The following is a 16,852-nucleotide window of genomic DNA, read 5'->3' as shown; positions in this document are numbered from 1 at the left end:
GTCAGCTGCCCACACGTCGCAGTGCCGACACCAGCGAGGCGACAACGCGCTCGACGTCTTCGGCTTCCAGCTGGGCGTGCGTGGGCAGGTTGATGCCACGCGCGGCCTGGTCGTTGGCAACGACGTAGCTGCTGCCATCTTCCAGGTACGGCGGCAGCACGTGCATCGGGTAGAACACCGGGCGGGTTTCGATGCCGTCGGCGTCCATCAGGCGCATCACCTCGTCGCGCTGCGCGTCGGTCAGGCCGGTCAGCAGCACGGTGTACATCCAGTACACGTGGTGCGCGTAGTCGGCCACCACCGGGCGCTCGATGATGTCGGCATGCGCGGCCAGGGCCTGCTCATACCAGCCAGCCACCTTCTGACGGGCCGCCAGGGCGTCGTCGATGCGCTCCATCTGCGCCAGGCCGATGGCCGCGGCGATGTTGGTCATGCGGTAGTTGAAGCCCACCACCGGGAACCAGTAGCGGCGCTTGGGGTCCATGCCCTGACCGCGATACAGGCGCAGGCGCTCGGCCAGCGCGTCATCGTCGGTGGTGACCATGCCGCCTTCGCCGGTGGTGACGATCTTGTTGCCGAAGAAGCTGAAGGTCGCGCAGTCGCCGATGCCGCCCACGCGCTTGCCGTTGTACTCGGCACCATGCGCTTCGGCGGCGTCTTCGATCACCTTGAGGTTGTGCTTGCGCGCCAGTTCCATCACCGGCCCCATGTCGGTCGGGTGACCGTACAGGTGCACGACGATGATGGCCTTGGTGCGCGGCGTGATCTTGGCTTCCAGCTTGGCCGGATCCATGTTCATCGTGCCGGGTTCGGAATCCACCAGCACCGGCTTGGCATTGCAGTACGCCACCGCATTGGCGGTGGCGATGTAGGTCAGGGTCGGGATCAGGACTTCATCGCCCTCGCCGATACCCAGCGCGACCAGCGCCAGATGGATGGCAGTGGTGCCGTTGTTGATGGCAACCGCGTGGCGCACGCCACAGAAGTCGGCGAAGCTCTGCTCGAACTTGCCGATGAACTCACCGGCCGACGAAATCCACGTCGAATCGAGGCACTGTTCCACGTACTTCTTTTCATTGCCGGTCAGGCTGGGAACAGCTACTGGAATCCGCTTTGACGCCAACATTGATCAGTCCTTTTTCGAAATTTGTCTTGCCGGCACGCCAACCCACGTTCCGGTTGAGCCGATATCCCTGACGACAACCGCACCCGCGCCGACCACGGCACCGTCGATTATCTTGATCCCGGGGATGACGCGCGACCCAGCACCCAGAAAAACCGTGGCGCCCACATCGACACCACCCGCCAAGGCGCTGCCAGGTGCGACATGGGAATAGGGCCCCACGACACAGTCGTGGTCGATGGAGGCGTTTGTGTTGATTATAGCAAAATCGTCAATCCGGGCGTCCGCGTTGATCACGGCGCCCTCCATGATGGCGCAGCCCCGACCGATCCGGGCGCTGGGGGAAATCACCGCCGAGCGGCCGATGGCGCTCACCATCTCCAGCCCGAGCGCGGCGATGCCGGAGGCGACTTTTTGACGCAGGCGATTATCGCCAAGCGCTACGAACGCCGCGTCCACGCCCTGCGCCATCAGCTGGGGCAGCACCACGCGCTCGTCACCCAGCACCGGCACCCCATTGACGACCTGCCCTTCCCGGCTGGCGTCCAGGCAGGCGACCACGTCATGCCCGCTGCAGCGCAGCAGGTCGATGATCACTTTGGCATGGCCGCCGGCCCCGATGACGGCGACCCGGCTCATGCCGGCGCCCCCGCATTCATCGTGGCGGGCAATGCGCTGCCCGGGCGGCACAGCAGGATGTTGGAGCTGACTTCACCGCGCAGCGCGGCGAACGCCTCCACCGGGCGGCAGACGCCGGTGAGGTCGTCGATCCGGTACAGGTCGAAGCCGTGCCGCACGCGGAACGCCTCCCAGTCAGCCTCGCTGGTCCCGGCACGGCCGAGGTGCGACACCGCGTACTCGGCCACGACACCGACCGCCGGATTGGCCGCCAGCAGCCCTTCCATCCCGGCCAGCACGTCCAGTTCCGCGCCTTCGACATCGATCTTCACCAGATCGATCCGCTGTTCGCCCAGCAGGCCATCCAGGGTGCGCACGTCGACCAGCACGGTCTCGACCTCTTCATCCAGCGGGTACAGCGAGCTGTGGCCGGCCACGGCACCGACGTGGAAGGCCCGGCCATCCTCGTCCTGGGCACCCAGCGCCACCGGCAGCACCGTGACCTGCGGCTCCACGCCGCTGAGGCGCAGCGAGGCCTTCAGGTGTTCCAGCGTGCGCGGCATGGCCTCGATGGCGATCACGCTGCCATCGGCGCCCACGGCATGCGCCGCCGCCACGGTATGCAGGCCGATGTTCGCGCCGGCGTCGACGAACACGTCGCCGGCCTTCAGTGCATGCTCCAGGAACAGGCGCAGGCCGCGCTCCACATCGCCGCTGTCGAGCAGGCACATCGCCAGCAGGTCGTCGCTTTCGCTGCAGGAGAACGAACCGAACTCGGTGGCGATGATCCAGCCGTCGTGACGGCGCAGAACGCGGCGGGGCGCCGCAGCCGGGCGCTGGCCGGCGGTGATGCTGTCCAGCATCGTCTGCTGCGCATCCACGCGCTGCTTGATGCTGAGCAGCAGCTCCAGCATCTGGCCGACTTCGATTTCGCCGTTGTCCAGCTTCTGGTGGACCAGTCCCACCAGATGCAGGGCCTGGACGGCCGCACTTTCGTTGGTCAGCGGGGCGCCGCGGGCGACCACGCCCAGGCCGTCCACGCGTTCGCGCAGCGCGATCAGATGTTCGTGGATCGCGTCCACGTCCACTTCCGGCCGCGCGTCCATCGCCTGCACGCCCTCTTCCAGGGTTTCCTGCAGCAGCGCACGCAGGCGCTCGCGCTCGGCTTCGTGCCGCTCTTCCATCTGCTGGAGGGTGGTGTGCAGGTGGCGGCGCAGCTCATCGCCGTCGGCCCACTGGCGCTCGATCACGCTCTGCAGACTGGACTCGATGCTGGTCTGGGACTGGGTCGCGCGGTCGTGCTGCTGCTGCAGCGACAGGTGCAGCTGCTCGCGCAGCTCGCGGATGCCGGTGATCGCATGACGCGCATGTTCCTCGCCCTGCTGCTGCACCCGGCGCAGGGCCTGGTCCATGCCGGCCAGCTTGGTATCCACGCTTTCGAACTCGCGCAGCAGCCGGACCGACTCGCCCAGGGTCTTGTTCAGGGTATCCAGCACGACCGCCACATCCCGGCCGAGGCCGTCGGTGGTGGCCACGATGGTCTCCAGGTTGTCGGCGTGCTCGCTGCGGCTGGCTTCCTGCAGCCGCTCGACCTGCTGCGCCGATTCCTCGATCGCCAGCAGGCGCGCGTGGTTCAGCTCCAGGCGCTGGATGATGGCGTCCACGTCGGAGCCGGCCTTCTGCCGCTCACGCTCCTGGACCCGCGCATCGATCTCGATGTTGTCCACCCGCTCGGCCAGCTCGCGGGTCTGGCGCGCCGAATCAATGCGGATCTGGTCGAGCTGGTAGCGCATCTCGGACAGGTTGCGGCTGACCCGACGCATCCAGCGCACCACGCGGACCACCGGATTCTTGTCGAGCAGCACCATCCGCCAGACCGGCCCGCGTTTGGCCAGTTCACGAATGGTCTCGGTCGGACTCTGGGTCAATCGTTCCATCGTCGAACTCCCTTCGTCGACTGCCGGAGCGGCTTCGACAGGTTGTTCCTGGGGAATGGCGAGCGCCGGATCCTCGGCCACCACGACGGCGGCCGGGCCGATGTCCACGAACTGCAACGAACGGATCTTGAAGCCCAGCAGGCGATTGTCATCGCCGAGGCTGAGTGCGGTGGGCGACATCGGGTTGGCGACCTGGAACTCGATGCGGATCATCGGCACCTTGCCGATCATCCGCACTTCGCAGTCGGCGCTGACGCTCGACCAGCCCGCGTCGTTGGCGAGCACCTGGTGCGACGGCCCGCCGTTGATGCCCAGCGATACCAGCGCGCGATGGCCGGCAGCGTCGAAGGCCAGCGCGCCCATCACCACCCGGTAGCGGCGATCCGGCGCCACATCGCGCAGGCGCACATCGATCGTGCTGACCGCGCCACTGGACCAGATACCGTCGGTTTCAGGCAGGGCAAAGCCGCGCATGGTCACCGCGTCCATGCTCGAATACGGTGAGCTGCTCAGTACGACTTCTTCGCCGGGCGCCAGATAGCCATCGCTGGCGCGGGACTGCGCGGCCATGTCGGCGGCATTGCGAACAGCGTTACCCAACCTGAGTTTCAATGCCATATCCTTCTGACTTGAGTTGTGACATCGGAATTTCGCGCAGCGTGCCGTGGTTCAGCACGAATACCCGATTGCAGTATTCGGCAATGGTATCCAACGAATGCGACGCCAGGCAGAAGATCTGCGAGGATTTGATGAACTCGCGCATCCGCACCGCAGCCCGTTCCTTGAAGGCCTCGTCGCCGACGTCGAAGACCTCGTCCACCAGCAGGATGTCCGGCGTGGTGCAGGTGGCCACCGCGAACATCAGGCGCATCGCCATGCCCGCCGAGTAGGTGCGCACGGCCAGCTGCAGGAAGTCACCGAGATCGGTGAATTCCTCGATCTCGGGAATGCGCGCGTTGATTTCCTTCAGCGGCAGGCCGAGCATCATGCCCATGCGACGGATGTTCTCGTAGCCGGACAGCTCCGGGTCCATGCCGGCGCCGACCTCGAACATGGTGGCAACGCGGCCGACGCGCTCGATGCGGCCTTCCAGCGGCGTGTAGATGCCGGCCATCGTGCGCAGCATGGTGCTCTTGCCCGCGCCGTTGTGGCCGACGATGCCGACCGCATCGCCGCTGCGCAGGCTGAAGGAGACGTTCTCCAGCGCGGTGACCTGGGTGACCTGCCCGCTGCCGGCCAGCAGCCGGCCACCGGTGGCGATGCCAACCAGGTTGCGGCGCAGCGACAGGCTGTGGGAGTTGTAGATCGGGTACCGCAGGGTGACGTTTTCGAAGGTGAGCTTGGCGGTCATGTCAGATCCAGAAAGGCAGGCGCAGCTTGGCTTTGTGCAGGAACCAGAAAGCCAGGATCCAGCCAACGAGGGCCATCACCACCAGCACGATGTAGGTCGTCATGCTGGGCACGTGGCCGAGCATCGGAGCGCGCAGCACTTCGATCAGGTAGGTGAAGGGGTTGAACTCGAGGATGAGCGAGGAGAACGGCAGGAACTCCAGGCGGTACATCACCGGGCTGATCAGGAACAGCATCGGCATCACCGACGCCACGCCGTACTCGAGGTCGCGGTAGCGCGCGCCCAGTACGCCGAACACGAACGACAGCCACAGCAGGTTGGCGACCACCAGCAGCATGCCGGGGAAGAACAGCAGCGTGTTCCAGTTGACGTCGATGTGCATGAAGACCACCACGATCAGGAACACCAGCAGGCTGTGCACGAAGTTGACCAGATAGCGGGTCACCACGCTCATCGGGTGGACCGACAGCGGCATCACCACGTTGCGGATGATCGATGCCTGCCGGACGAACAGGCCACAGCTTTCGATCAGCACGCCGGACAGCATCTGCCAGATGATGAGGCCGGCGGTCAGGGTCGGAATGAACTTCTCGCGGTCGATGTTGAGCAGCTGGCTCCAGAGCAGGCCCAGGCCGACCACGCCGATTGCGGTGGCCAGCGACTGCCAGAACGGGCCGAGCACGCTGCGGCGATAGCGTGCGCGGATGTCGCCCATGGCGATGTAGAACGCGACCTTGGCACCCTTGATGCCTTCCTGCAGGTCTTTGAACGTGGTGGCGTAACTGTGCATCAGTGCATGTTTCCCTGGTGTGGCAGCGGTGCCGCCTGGGCCTGGTGTCGAATCGGGGGATGGGCGTTGATCTCGCGCAGGCGGTCGATCAGGAGGGTGGCGGCGCGCTCGGGCGACAGGGTCTTGAGCACCGACGCACGGGCGCGTTCGCCCATCGAGCGGGCCAGCTCCGGCTCGTCGGCGAGGCGACGCATCCACTGCGCGGCCTCCGCTTCATCGGCCGCGGCCCAACGCTGGCCTTCGTGGTGCGCGTACTCGCCTTCGGCAACCGGGACCAGCGTGTAGCCGACCAGGGCGCTGTTGTCTGCGTCCATGAATTCCATGTTGCCCGACCAGGCGGTGCCGATCACCGGCTTGCCCTGGGCCATGCATTCGGCCAGGCCAAGGCCGAAGCCTTCGGCATGGTGCAGCGACACGTAGACGTCGGCGCAGCGCTGCAGCGCCTGCACGTCGGCACGATCGAGCACATGGTCGCGGACGATGATCCGCGGGTCGTCGCCGATGCTGTCCAGCAGCAGCCGCAGACGCTCGGGATTGCGGTGGCCGTTGCTGGTCTTGATCAGCAGCTGGACCCTGCGCCGACGCTCGGGGAAGGCACGCTGGAACGCACGCACCACCGCGAACGGATTCTTGCGGTGGACGAAGGAGTTGAAGTCGAACGAGGTCATGAACACGAACGCGCGCTCGTCGATGCCGAAGTCGGTGCGCTGCAGGCCACTGTCGCCCACCTCGCTCAACGGCAGCGGGACGCACAGGATCGGCTTGTCGGTGACCCGGGCGAAAGCGTCGCCGACATACTGCGAGGCGACCAGGATCTCATCCACCAGCGCCAGCGCCGGCAACCAGGACGTGGGAATGTTCTCCAGCTCCCAGAACCAGCAGGCGATGATGTACTTGCCCGCCAGGCGCGCTTCGCCGATCTGGTCGAGCGCGGCCTGCAGGTAATCCGGGTTGATGAAGACCAGGTGCACCGCGTGCGGCGCATCGTCGCGGATGTAATCGTCCAGGCTGCGGTCGTTCCAGTCGTGCGGGAGCTTGATGTCCACGTCGATCAACGCGGTCGGGTAGCGGGCCCCCAGCAGCGCGCGGGCGTACATGCGCGCGCACTCGGCCAGGCCGAACTGACCGCGCAGGTAGGCGAACACATTCACCCCCTGCTGCGGGCCGTACTCGCTGGCCGTGTCGAAAAAGCGCACGGGCGCGTCGGTCACGGGGTGCTTCTTGGCCGCCCACTGCTCGCTGTTGGCGAAGCGGACCTCCTTCAGCTCCTTCAACGCCGGCGGAGCATTCAGACGGGTGGTCACCCGATCGCGCAGCGACGAGGGAATATGCCGGTAGATCGCCTTCAACCACGGCTGACGGATCACCCACTGGACCAGACGGCGACGGAAGGGGACCTTGAGGGTCGGATTCTGCAACGTGTTCACCTCGAATTGGGACGTCGGAAGGGTCAGGGGGCGATCAGCCCGCCAGCGCCCGTTCCAGATCCACCTGCAGATCACCCAGGTCTTCCACGCCCACGCTCAGGCGCACCAGCGCATCGCTGATGCCGAGCTGTTCGCGGCGTTCGACCGGGATCGAGGCGTGGGTCATCACCGCCGGATGGTTGACCAGGCTTTCCACGCCCCCCAGCGATTCGGCCAGGGTGAACAGCGTGGTGCGCTCGCAGAAGCGCTTGGCCGCCGCGTATCCGCCCTTGAGCACGATCGAGACGATGCCGCCGTAGCCGTTCATCTGGCGCGTGGCCAGTTCATGCTGCGGGTGCGAGGTCAGGCCCGGGTAGATGACCTTCTCCACCGCCGGGTGCTTCTCCAGCCACTGGGCCAGGGCCAGCGCGTTGGCGCAGTGCGCCTTCATGCGCAGCGGCAGGGTCTTCAGGCCACGCAGGGCCAGGAAGCTGTCGAACGGACCCTGCACGCCCCCGATGGAGTTCTGCAGGAAGGCCATCTGCTCGGCCAGCTCGGGGTTGTCGCCGACCACGACCATGCCACCGACCATGTCCGAGTGACCGTTGAGGTACTTGGTGGCCGAGTGCAGGACCAGGTCCGCGCCCAGTTCCAGCGGGCGCTGCAGCATCGGCGAGGCGAAGGTGTTGTCCACCACCACCACCAGGCCGTGGCGCTTGGCGATGGCGGCCACCGCGGCGATGTCCACGATCTTCAGCATCGGGTTGGTCGGGGTCTCGATCCAGACCATCTTCGTCTGCGGCGTGATCGCCGCTTCGAACGCAGCCAGGTCGGTCAGGTCGACGAAACCGAACTGCAGCCCGGCGGTGCGGCGGCGCACACGCTCGAACAGGCGGAAGGTGCCGCCGTAGATGTCGTCCATCGCCACCACGTGGCTGCCGGCGTCCAGCAGTTCCATCACCGTGGAGCTGGCCGCCATGCCCGAGGCGAAGGCGTAGCCGCGGGTGCCGCCTTCCAGCGAGGCCACGCAGCGCTCATAGGCGAAGCGGGTCGGATTGTGCGTGCGCGAGTACTCGAAGCCCTGATGCTCACCGGGGCTGGACTGCGCATAGGTGGAGGTCGCGTAGATCGGCGGCATCACCGCACCGGTGCTCGGGTCCGGCGACTGGCCGCCGTGGATGGCCAGGGTGGCCAGGGCGAGCGCGCGGTCGTCGTGCGCGGAGGAAGCGTGATCGGACATGTTGTTTCCCAGCCAGAGGAGGCCCCGGAGGGCCCCCGCAAAAGGAGCGGAAGTCTATCAGCGGCGGCTTAATCAGCCATTGACGCGGATAAACGGGAGTTCAGAGCAGCGCGCGGGCCGGCAGCGGTTACTGAACGCGCCGGCGCAGGTAGTTCAGCAGGTCGATGCGGGTGATCAGGCCCAGGAAGCTGGCGCCATCCATCACGATGGCCACCTGGCCGCGGTCGAACACCGGCAGAAGGGCCTCGATCGGGGACTTCACGTCCAGCCGGTCCAGCTTGCTGACCATCGCGGTGGAGACCGGGTCGCGGAAGCGCGCTTCATCGCCGTACACGTGCAGCAGCACGTCGCTTTCGTCGACGATGCCGACCAGCTGGTCGCCGTCCATCACCGGCAGCTGGGACACGTCGTACAGCTTCATGCGCTGGTAGGCAGTGGTGAGCAGGTCGTTGGGGCCGATCACCACGGTGTCGCGCTGGCCATACGGGCGCAGGATCAGGTCGCGCAGATCGCCGTGCTGCGGGCGCTCCAGGAAGCCGTTGTCCAGCATCCAGTAGTCGTTGTACATCTTGGACAGGTACTTGTTGCCGGTATCGCAGACCAGCACCAGCACCTTCTTCGGGGTGGTCTGGGCCTTGCAGTACTTCAGCGCCGCCGCCAGCAGGGTGCCGGTGGAGGAACCGCCGAGGATGCCTTCCTTGCCCAGCAGCTCGCGCGCGGTGTGGAAGCTCTCGGCGTCGGTGATCGCATAGGCGGTGGTGACGCGGCTGAAATCGGCGATGGAGGGCAGGAAGTCTTCGCCGATGCCTTCCACCAGCCAGCTGCCCGACTTGTCGTTGAGCACGCCATCGTTGATGTACTCGGCCAGGATCGAGCCGACCGGATCGGCCAGCACCAGTTCTGTCTTCGGCGACAAAGTGGCGAACGCGCGCGACAGGCCGGTCATGGTGCCCGAGCTGCCGCAGCCGAACACGATGGCGTCCAGGTCCCCGCCCATCTGCTCGAGGATCTCCGGGCCGGTACCGAACTCATGCGCGGCCGGGTTGTCGGGGTTGCCGAACTGGTTGATGAAGTATGCGCCCGGGGTTTCCTCGGCCACGCGCTTGGCCATGTCCTGGTAGTACTCGGGGTGCCCCTTGGCCACGTCCGAGCGGGTCAGGCGCACTTCGGCGCCCATCGCCTTCAGGTTGAAGATCTTCTCGCGGGACATTTTGTCCGGCACGACCAGAATCAGCTTGTAGCCCTTCTGCTGCGCCACCAGGGCCAGGCCCAGGCCGGTATTGCCGGCGGTGCCCTCCACCAGCGTCGCGCCTGGCTTGAGATCCCCGCGCTGCTCGGCCGCCTCGATCATCGACAGGCCGATGCGGTCCTTGATCGACCCCCCGGGATTGGCGCTTTCGAGCTTCAGGTACAGCTCGCAGACGCCGGTATCCAGGCGCTGGGCCTTGACGATCGGGGTCTGGCCAATGAGGTCGAGTACGGAGGAGTGGATTGCCATCGGGTCACATCGATTCGCGCCGCAAGGCGGCCGGACCGGTGATTATCCGACGGTTGGCGACGAAAGTCAGGTTACCGGGCGCCATGAGCGCCGATCCCCTGAATCGCCGGGACCGGCCGGACGGCCGGCCCAACCATGCGCGGAGCGACGCGGACGGCACCCGTCGACGAGGTGACAGGTACCGCCCGCGGCGGTAGGGGCCGGGTGCCGGCCGTGGGCGGCACCCGAAAAGCGTCAATGCGTGGGGGAGTCGTACATCCGTTCCAGCCTCTGCTTGGTCAGCAGCTTCTCACGCTTCATCTGGCCCAGGGTGAGATGGTCTATCGGAAGTACGCCCAGCTCGGCATCCATGCACTTCTTGTTCAACTTCTGGTGCCGTTCGTAGAGCGCCTTGAATTCCGGATCCCGCTTGCGACGTGCATCGATCTCACTCTGGGGCTGACCTTCAAACATGATGAACCTCCTATCGCTTCTTGCTGAAACAAGAACGCCCCGGCCTTGCGGCACGGGGCGTTGCTTTGGGGGCGGAGCACACGGCGCTGCGTACGCCCTCACCACGACCTGCGCCCAACCCATGCGGGGCGACAAACGGCTGTGGTTCGTGACGCTGGCGCATTACCGGCCCTCCAATCGTCCGGGCCGCGGAGGCGTCCCGGACAATTGACCCTACGCTTGCTTGAGGGGCGGTTCAAGCGTTTCCGAGCATATTTTCGGCCCCACCCAGTTGAGGTTCAGCCTGAACGCACGGGACAACGAAAAATCAACAAAAACAGCAACCTGCATATGCCGGATCGGCATCAGGGCGCGATGATCACCTCGGCCGAGCGGGCCTTGGTGGCAGCGGCCTTCTTGCCACTTGCCTGCACCCGGCTGGCGTTGACCCCGGCGGCCACCAGGGCATCGCGCAGGGCGTCGGCGCGCTGCTGGCCGACCCCGGCCGCCGCATCATAGGCCTCGATCCGCACGCGTCCCTTCTTGCCGATGTTCAGGTACTCGGCCAGGGCCTTGGCCTGGCCCTTGGCCGCGCCCGACAACGTGCCCTTGCCAGCGGCGAAGGCATCGCCATTGAAGGTGAACACCTCGCCGCGGGTGTCGAACTTCGAGCCGGGCAGCTTCTGGCCGGACACCAGTTCGGCCTCTTCCCGGGCCAGCTTGGCCGCGCTCTGCTGGGCCGCGCTGAGGCGGGCGGTCTGCTTGCCGGCCACGCTGGTCAGCGCGGTCTCGGCATCCTGCCGGGCCAGCGCCTCGGTTTCGGCCGCGACCCGCAGGCGCTCGCTTTCCTCGGCCTGGATCTGGGCCTGCACGCGCAGGCGCTCGGCCTCCTGGCGGGCACGCACCGCATCGCGGCGGCTGGCCTCGATCAGCAGTTCGCTGCGGGTGCGCTCCAGGCGATCCACCTCACGCTGGGCCAGGGCGGCACGCACGCTGGACTCGGCGATCTCGACCCGGCGGTCGGCCAGGTAACGGGCCTGGTCGACGTCGCGGCGCTTGGCCTTGGCCAGGTCGGCCACGGCCTGCTGGGCCTGCAGGCGCTGGAACGCGGCCAGTTCGGCCGTGTCGGGATTGGCCTGGATGGTCAGCAGGCGCTGATTGAGCTGGGCCACGGCCGGGTCTTCGGCGGCCAGGGTGGTGAACGGCAGGGCCAGGCTCAGGGCCAGCAGCAGCATGCGGGTGTGCTTCACGGGCGATCCTCTCCGGTGGCGAGCTGGCGCTGCAGCTGGGCCACCTCGTTGCGCCGCAGCTGCAGCTGCGCGGTGGCGGTGGCTTCTTCGCTGCGGGCCCGGGCCAGGTCGGCATCGACCGTGGCCCGCAGCGCCAGCGCCGGGGCGTTCTTGCGCTCGCGGCGATCGCCGGCGGCACGCTGGGCCTGTTCCAGGCCTTGGCGCGCCACGGCGATCAGGTCCGGCGCGTACTGGTCGGCATCGGCCTGGGTGGCCTTGTCCACGGCCTGACGGGCCTGCGCCAGCTCCAGGGCCGCTTCCTGCGCCGTGGCGGTGCCGGAAAGCGCTAATGCGCACACCATCACATACAGAGGGTGTCGTATTTGTGCGAAGCTAGTTTTCATTGGGGGTGCCGTCGCCGGGTTGTCTGTGCGCGGCCATTGTCGGAAGCCTGCGGCGTGCTTGCAACGGTACGCCGCTGATTTGTTGGGGAAACATTGCGCATGGATATCGGCTACTTCCTGAAGCTGATGACCGAAAAGAACGCTTCGGACATGTTCTTGACCACCGGAGCCCCGGTGTACATCAAGATCGAGGGCAAGCTGTACCCGCTGGGGAACACCGGCCTGCCGCCGGGGATGGTCAAGAAAATCGCCTACTCGCTGATGGACGAGGGCCAGGTGCCGCAGTTCGAGCGCGAGCTGGAGCTCAACATGGCCATCGCCCTGCCGGACGCGGGACGCTTCCGCGTGAACGTGTTCAAGCAGCGCGGCGAAGTGGGCATGGTGATCCGCGCCATCCGCAGCAAGATCCCGAGCATCGAAGAGCTCAATCTGCCGCAGGTGCTCAAGGACGTCATCATGACCCCGCGCGGGCTGGTGCTGGTGGTCGGCTCGACCGGCTCGGGCAAATCGACCTCACTGGCCTCGATGATCGATCACCGCAACACCACCACGACCGGGCACATCCTCACCATCGAGGACCCGATCGAGTACCTGCACAAGCACAAGATGTCCATCGTCAACCAGCGCGAGGTCGGGCTGGACACCCACGCCTTCCACAACGCGCTGAAGAACGCGATGCGCGAGGCGCCGGACGTGATCCTGATCGGCGAGATCCTGGATGCCGAAACGATGGAGGCGGCCATCGCCTTCGCCGAGACCGGGCACCTGTGCCTGGCCACCCTGCACTCCAACAACGCCGACCAGACCATCGAGCGCATCCTCAACTTCTTCCCCGAGAGTGCGCACCGCAACGTGCTGATGAACCTCTCGCTGAACCTGCGCGCGGTGGTCTCCCAGCGCCTGGTCAAGGGCAAGGACGGACGCCGCCTGCCGGCCACCGAGGTACTGATCAACACCCCGATGATCCGCGACCTGCTGCGCCGCGGCCAGGTGCACGAGATCAAGGCCGCGATGGAAGCCTCGCTGGAAGAAGGCATGGAGAGCTTCGACCAGTGCCTGTTCCGGATGGCCAAGTCCGGCATCATCGAGCAGGAAGAGGCGCTGCGCGCGGCCGATTCGCGCGATGGCCTGGCGCTGAAGTTCCGCCTGTCCGAAGGCGGCAGCGGCGAACACGACCCCTACGCGGATTATTCGGCCGCGAGCCCGGCGGCCATCACCCACGGGTTCTGAGCGGGAGCCGTACCGACCGCTGGTCGGTACGTGTTCGTCAGGCCGACGCGTCGGCCTGGTTTTCCGGCCTTGCCGCGTCGAACGCCGGCAGGGCCAGGCAGGCCGCGTCGATGCGGACCAGGGTCGGGTACGGCTCCAGGTCCAGCGAAAAGCGGCGTGCGTTGTACATCTGCGGCACCAGGCAGCAGTCGGCCAGGGTGGGGATGTCGCCGTGGCAGAACCGGCCCGTATCCACCGATTCGACCAGCATCCGCTCCATCGCATCGAACCCCACGCGGATCCAGTGCCGGGTCCAGTCGTCGCGCTCGGGCTGCGGCACGCTCCAGGTATCGCTGAAGAACTGCATCACCCGCAGGTTGTTGAGCGGGTGGATGTCGCAGGCCACCAGCTGGGCCAGCGCCCGCACCCGCGCCCGCCCTTCGGCGTCGTCGGGCAGCAGCGCCGGGTCCGGGAACACCTCATCGAGGTACTCCAGGATCGCCATCGACTGCTGCAGCACCCGTTCGCCATGCCGCAGCGTCGGCACCAGCTCCTGCGGATTGAGCGCGGCATAGGCGGCGGTGTGCTGCTGGCCGCCGTCGCGGACCAGGTGCACCGGGGTGATCTGGTGCGGCAGCCCCTTCAGGTTCAGACCGATGCGCACGCGGTAGGCCGCGCTGGAACGCCAGTAGCTGTACAGCTCGATCCGGTCCATGTGCGCTCCGTAACGTGCGTTCAGGGCTTGGCTGCCTGTTCGATGCGCTGTTCGATCGCACCGAAGATGCTCTCGCCGGCGGCGTCCAGCATTTCGATCCGGACCACGTCGCCGAAGGACATGAACGGCGTGCTCGGCTTGCCGTCGCGCAGGGTCTCCACGGTGCGCTGCTCGGCGAAGCACGAGGCACCCTTGCTGGTGTCTTCGTTGGCGATGGTGCCCGAGCCGACGATCGCGCCGGCGCCCAGCGGGCGGGTCTTGGCGGCATGGGCAACCAGCTGGGCGAAGTTGAACTGCATGTCCACCCCCGCTTCCGGCGCGCCGAACCAGACACCATTGATATGCGTGACCAGCGGCAGGTGCACTTTGCTGTCCTGCCAGGCATCGCCCAGCTCGTCGGGGGTGACGAACACCGGCGACAGCGCCGAGCGCGGCTTGGACTGCAGGAAGCCGAAGCCCTTGGCCAGCTCGCCCGGGATCAGGTTGCGCAGCGAGACGTCGTTGACCAGGCCCACCAGCTGGATATGGCCGGCGGCCTGCTCCGGGGTAACCGCCATCGGCACGTCGTCGGTGATCACCACGATCTCCGCTTCCAGGTCGATCCCGTACTCCTCGCTGACCACCTTGACCGCATCGCGCGGGCCGTAGAAGCCGGCGCTGGTGGCCTGGTACATCAGCGGATCCGTATAGAAGCTCTCCGGTACATCGGCACCGCGGGCGCGGCGGACGCGCTCGACGTGCGGCAGGTAGGCGCTGCCATCGACGAATTCATAGGCACGCGGCAACGGCGCCGCCAGCGCCTGCAGGTCGATGTCGAACACACCGTCGGCACTGCCGTCGTTGAGCGATTCGTACAGGGCGTTCAGGCGCGGGGCCACGTGGCTCCAGTCTTCCAGGGCCTGCTGCAGCGTGCCGGCGATGCCGGTGGCGCGCACACCGTGGGCGAGGTCGCGCGAGACGACGATCAGGGTGCCGTCGCGGCCGCCTTCCTTCAAAGAGCCAAGCTTCATGGGTGGGTATCCGGGATCGCGAAAATAGGTTTCAAGTGTAATCAAATGCGCGGCCCAGCCACGCTGCGTTGCGACAGAAATCCACCTTAAACGATACCCGCCCCGGGATGCTGCCCCCGCCCCTCGACATAACTGAACAGGCTGATTTGGTATGGATCTCAAACATCCGCTAGACTAGGCGGGTCTGCAGCGGCCGTCCGTTTCCCTTCGGGATCGCCGGCGATATGGATCAACGATCCGTCGCCCGCCCCCACTCCGACGCCATTCGTCATGCATTCCAGTCTGCGCACCGCGCCGGCTGCACCCAATTCTCGCAGCGCGGTTTACGGGAACGCTCCGAGTCAGCCGATCTCAACGATCTGCCTCACGTCCGGCCATTCGGCCTGGCGTTACTTCGTTTTTGGAGCTTCCACCCGATGTCTTTTGAATCGCTGGGCCTTGCGCCCTTCCTGCTGCGTGCCTTGGCCGAGCAGGGTTACGACACCCCTACCCCGATCCAGGAACAGGCCATCCCGCTGGCCCTGGACGGCCGCGACCTGCTGGCCGGCGCCCAGACCGGCACCGGCAAGACCGCTGCCTTCGGCCTGCCGCTGCTGCAGCACCTGGCCACCAACCCGCAGGCCGTCAACGGCCCGCGCAAGCCGCGTGCGCTGGTGCTGGCCCCGACCCGCGAGCTGGCCACCCAGGTGCATGACAGCCTGCGCGGCTACAGCAAGTACCTGCGCATTCCGAGCGCCTGCATCTACGGCGGCGTCGGCATGGGCAACCAGTTCGATGTGCTGCGCCGTGGCGTGGACCTGCTGGTGGCCTGCCCGGGCCGCCTGATCGACCACCTGGAGCGTCGCAGCGTCGACCTGTCCGGGATCGAAGTGCTGGTGCTGGACGAAGCCGACCGCATGCTCGACATGGGCTTCCTGCCGTCGATCAAGAAGATCCTCGCCAAGCTGCCGCGCCAGAACCGCCAGACCCTGCTGTTCTCGGCAACCTTCGAGGAAAGCATCAAGCAGCTGGCGCTGGAGTTCATGCGCGACCCGGAGCAGATCCAGGTCACGCCGAAGAACACCGTCGCCGAAACCATCACCCACCGTGTGCACCCGGTCGATGGCGCGCGCAAGCGCGAACTGCTGCTGCACCTGCTGGCCCAGGACAGCCGTGAGCAGACCCTGGTGTTCGGCCGTACCAAGCACGGCTGCGACAAGCTGGCCACGTTCCTGGAGAAGTCGGGCATCAAGACCGCGGCGATCCACGGCAACAAGAGCCAGGGCCAGCGTCTGCGCGCCCTCGGCGACTTCAAGGCCGGCCGCGTGACCGTGCTGGTGGCCACCGACATCGCCGCGCGCGGTATCGACATCAACGAGCTGCCGAAGGTCATCAACTACGACCTGCCGATGGTCGCTGAAGATTACGTGCACCGCATCGGTCGTACCGGCCGCAACGGTTCGACCGGCCAGGCGATCTCTCTGGTGGCGCAGGACGAGGCCAAGCTGCTGCGCCAGATCGTGCGCCTGCTGGACAAGGACATGGACATCCGCGACGTGCCGGGCTTCGAGCCGCAGACCCCGATCCGCTGGGGCAACAGCGCGCCGGGCAAGGCCGAGCAGCCCGGTGGCGACCGTTCGCCGCGCAAGCACGCGCGTCGTCCGCACAGCGAGGCCCCGCGCCACGCCCATGCCGGCCCGAAGAAGGCCGGTGGCGGTCAGCGCGATGGTGCCGGCCGCGGTGCGCCGCGTGGCGGCCAGCCGCAGGGCCAGCGCCGTGGCGGCGGTGGCCGCGGTCCGGGTGGCGGCAGCCGCGCGGGCTGATCCGTTCGCGGATCGGTGAAACAGACAAAGGGCGACGCATTGCGTCGCCCTTTTTAATTGCGCGGTCGTCTGGCGCCCCCGGTAGAGC

The 16,852-nt window shown here is 66.7% G+C and carries 15 protein-coding genes; 2 read left to right on the top strand and 13 right to left on the bottom strand.

The window, feature by feature from the left end:
• Position 1: 1 nt before the first annotated feature.
• The 11 genes from ACLB90_RS12480 to ACLB90_RS12430 form a co-directional block, all read right to left on the bottom strand.
• Positions 2–1,126, bottom strand: coding sequence for a DegT/DnrJ/EryC1/StrS family aminotransferase (locus tag ACLB90_RS12480; protein WP_411849800.1), 1,125 nt, complete (start codon positions 1,124–1,126; stop codon positions 2–4).
• A 3-nt stretch (positions 1,127–1,129) separates the two neighbouring features.
• Positions 1,130–1,762, bottom strand: a complete 633-nt coding sequence (locus ACLB90_RS12475; RefSeq protein ID WP_411849799.1) for an acetyltransferase — start codon at positions 1,760–1,762, stop codon at positions 1,130–1,132.
• A complete protein-coding gene (locus tag ACLB90_RS12470) occupies positions 1,759–4,278 on the bottom strand; it encodes an FkbM family methyltransferase (protein ID WP_411849798.1) in 2,520 nt (839 codons plus the stop codon). Before ACLB90_RS12470 ends, ACLB90_RS12475 begins: the two co-directional genes overlap by 4 nt.
• Positions 4,271–5,029: an ABC transporter ATP-binding protein gene (locus ACLB90_RS12465; RefSeq protein WP_411849797.1), complete on the bottom strand. Its 759-nt coding sequence runs from the start codon at positions 5,027–5,029 to the stop codon at positions 4,271–4,273. The genes ACLB90_RS12470 and ACLB90_RS12465 overlap by 8 nt, the downstream gene beginning before the upstream one ends.
• A gap of 1 nt (position 5,030) precedes the next feature.
• Positions 5,031–5,819, bottom strand: coding sequence for an ABC transporter permease (locus ACLB90_RS12460; protein ID WP_411849796.1), 789 nt, complete (start codon positions 5,817–5,819; stop codon positions 5,031–5,033).
• Positions 5,819–7,246 carry a glycosyltransferase family 4 protein gene (locus ACLB90_RS12455; RefSeq protein ID WP_411849795.1) on the bottom strand — a complete coding sequence of 476 codons (1,428 nt, stop codon included), beginning with the start codon at positions 7,244–7,246 and terminating at the stop codon, positions 5,819–5,821. The genes ACLB90_RS12460 and ACLB90_RS12455 overlap by 1 nt, the downstream gene beginning before the upstream one ends.
• Before the next feature lie 34 nt (positions 7,247–7,280).
• The gene (locus ACLB90_RS12450; RefSeq protein WP_411849794.1) at positions 7,281–8,465 is read right to left on the bottom strand and encodes a cystathionine gamma-synthase; all 1,185 of its coding nucleotides are present in this window, start codon (positions 8,463–8,465) and stop codon (positions 7,281–7,283) included.
• Positions 8,466–8,592: 127 nt separating this feature from the next.
• Positions 8,593–9,963, bottom strand: a complete 1,371-nt coding sequence (locus tag ACLB90_RS12445) for a pyridoxal-phosphate dependent enzyme (protein ID WP_411849793.1) — start codon at positions 9,961–9,963, stop codon at positions 8,593–8,595.
• A 234-nt stretch (positions 9,964–10,197) separates the two neighbouring features.
• Positions 10,198–10,416, bottom strand: coding sequence for a YdcH family protein (locus ACLB90_RS12440; RefSeq protein ID WP_411849792.1), 219 nt, complete (start codon positions 10,414–10,416; stop codon positions 10,198–10,200).
• Between the two features lie 344 nt (positions 10,417–10,760).
• On the bottom strand, positions 10,761–11,630 hold the full coding sequence (locus tag ACLB90_RS12435) for a hypothetical protein (RefSeq protein WP_411852754.1): 870 nt from the start codon (positions 11,628–11,630) through the stop codon (positions 10,761–10,763).
• A gap of 11 nt (positions 11,631–11,641) precedes the next feature.
• Complete coding sequence (locus ACLB90_RS12430) at positions 11,642–12,028, bottom strand: DUF4398 domain-containing protein (protein WP_411849791.1); 387 nt, start codon at positions 12,026–12,028, stop codon at positions 11,642–11,644.
• Positions 12,029–12,127: 99 nt separating this feature from the next.
• Here ACLB90_RS12430 and ACLB90_RS12425 point away from each other — a divergent pair, with 99 nt between their 5' ends.
• On the top strand, positions 12,128–13,258 hold the full coding sequence (locus ACLB90_RS12425) for a PilT/PilU family type 4a pilus ATPase (protein ID WP_411849790.1): 1,131 nt from the start codon (positions 12,128–12,130) through the stop codon (positions 13,256–13,258).
• 37 nt (positions 13,259–13,295) lie between these two features.
• Here ACLB90_RS12425 and maiA read toward each other — a convergent pair whose 3' ends face one another.
• Both maiA and ACLB90_RS12415 read right to left on the bottom strand, forming a co-directional pair.
• Entirely contained in the window at positions 13,296–13,952 is a 657-nt protein-coding gene (gene maiA / locus ACLB90_RS12420; RefSeq protein ID WP_411849789.1) for a maleylacetoacetate isomerase, read from the bottom strand.
• 20 nt (positions 13,953–13,972) lie between these two features.
• Positions 13,973–14,962 (bottom strand): fumarylacetoacetate hydrolase family protein, encoded by a 990-nt coding sequence (locus ACLB90_RS12415; RefSeq protein WP_411849788.1) that lies wholly within the window; start codon positions 14,960–14,962, stop codon positions 13,973–13,975.
• Positions 14,963–15,378: 416 nt separating this feature from the next.
• Between ACLB90_RS12415 and ACLB90_RS12410 the strand changes: the two genes are divergently transcribed.
• Positions 15,379–16,764 (top strand): DEAD/DEAH box helicase, encoded by a 1,386-nt coding sequence (locus ACLB90_RS12410; RefSeq protein ID WP_411849787.1) that lies wholly within the window; start codon positions 15,379–15,381, stop codon positions 16,762–16,764.
• Positions 16,765–16,852 lie beyond the last annotated feature (88 nt).

Source organism: Stenotrophomonas sp. LGBM10 (assembly GCF_046736075.1).
Lineage (GTDB): Bacteria > Pseudomonadota > Gammaproteobacteria > Xanthomonadales > Xanthomonadaceae > Stenotrophomonas.
This window is presented reverse-complemented; position numbering and strand designations above follow the sequence as displayed.

Bases quoted from the DNA above. Each gene is read 5' to 3' on its own strand.
- ACLB90_RS12475 (WP_411849799.1), bottom strand. From the start codon at position 1,762: ATGAGCCGGGTCGCCGTCATCGGGGCCGGCGGCCATGCCAAAGTGATC.
- ACLB90_RS12415 (WP_411849788.1), bottom strand. From the start codon at position 14,962: ATGAAGCTTGGCTCTTTGAAGGAAGGCGGCCGCGACGGCACCCTGATC.
- ACLB90_RS12430 (WP_411849791.1), bottom strand. From the start codon at position 12,028: ATGAAAACTAGCTTCGCACAAATACGACACCCTCTGTATGTGATGGTG.
- ACLB90_RS12435 (WP_411852754.1), bottom strand. From the start codon at position 11,630: ATGCTGCTGCTGGCCCTGAGCCTGGCCCTGCCGTTCACCACCCTGGCC.
- maiA (WP_411849789.1), bottom strand. From the start codon at position 13,952: ATGGACCGGATCGAGCTGTACAGCTACTGGCGTTCCAGCGCGGCCTAC.
- ACLB90_RS12450 (WP_411849794.1), bottom strand. From the start codon at position 8,465: ATGTCCGATCACGCTTCCTCCGCGCACGACGACCGCGCGCTCGCCCTG.
- ACLB90_RS12480 (WP_411849800.1), bottom strand. From the start codon at position 1,126: ATGTTGGCGTCAAAGCGGATTCCAGTAGCTGTTCCCAGCCTGACCGGC.
- ACLB90_RS12425 (WP_411849790.1), top strand. From the start codon at position 12,128: ATGGATATCGGCTACTTCCTGAAGCTGATGACCGAAAAGAACGCTTCG.
- ACLB90_RS12460 (WP_411849796.1), bottom strand. From the start codon at position 5,819: ATGCACAGTTACGCCACCACGTTCAAAGACCTGCAGGAAGGCATCAAG.
- ACLB90_RS12465 (WP_411849797.1), bottom strand. From the start codon at position 5,029: ATGACCGCCAAGCTCACCTTCGAAAACGTCACCCTGCGGTACCCGATC.
- ACLB90_RS12440 (WP_411849792.1), bottom strand. From the start codon at position 10,416: ATGTTTGAAGGTCAGCCCCAGAGTGAGATCGATGCACGTCGCAAGCGG.
- ACLB90_RS12410 (WP_411849787.1), top strand. From the start codon at position 15,379: ATGTCTTTTGAATCGCTGGGCCTTGCGCCCTTCCTGCTGCGTGCCTTG.
- ACLB90_RS12445 (WP_411849793.1), bottom strand. From the start codon at position 9,963: ATGGCAATCCACTCCTCCGTACTCGACCTCATTGGCCAGACCCCGATC.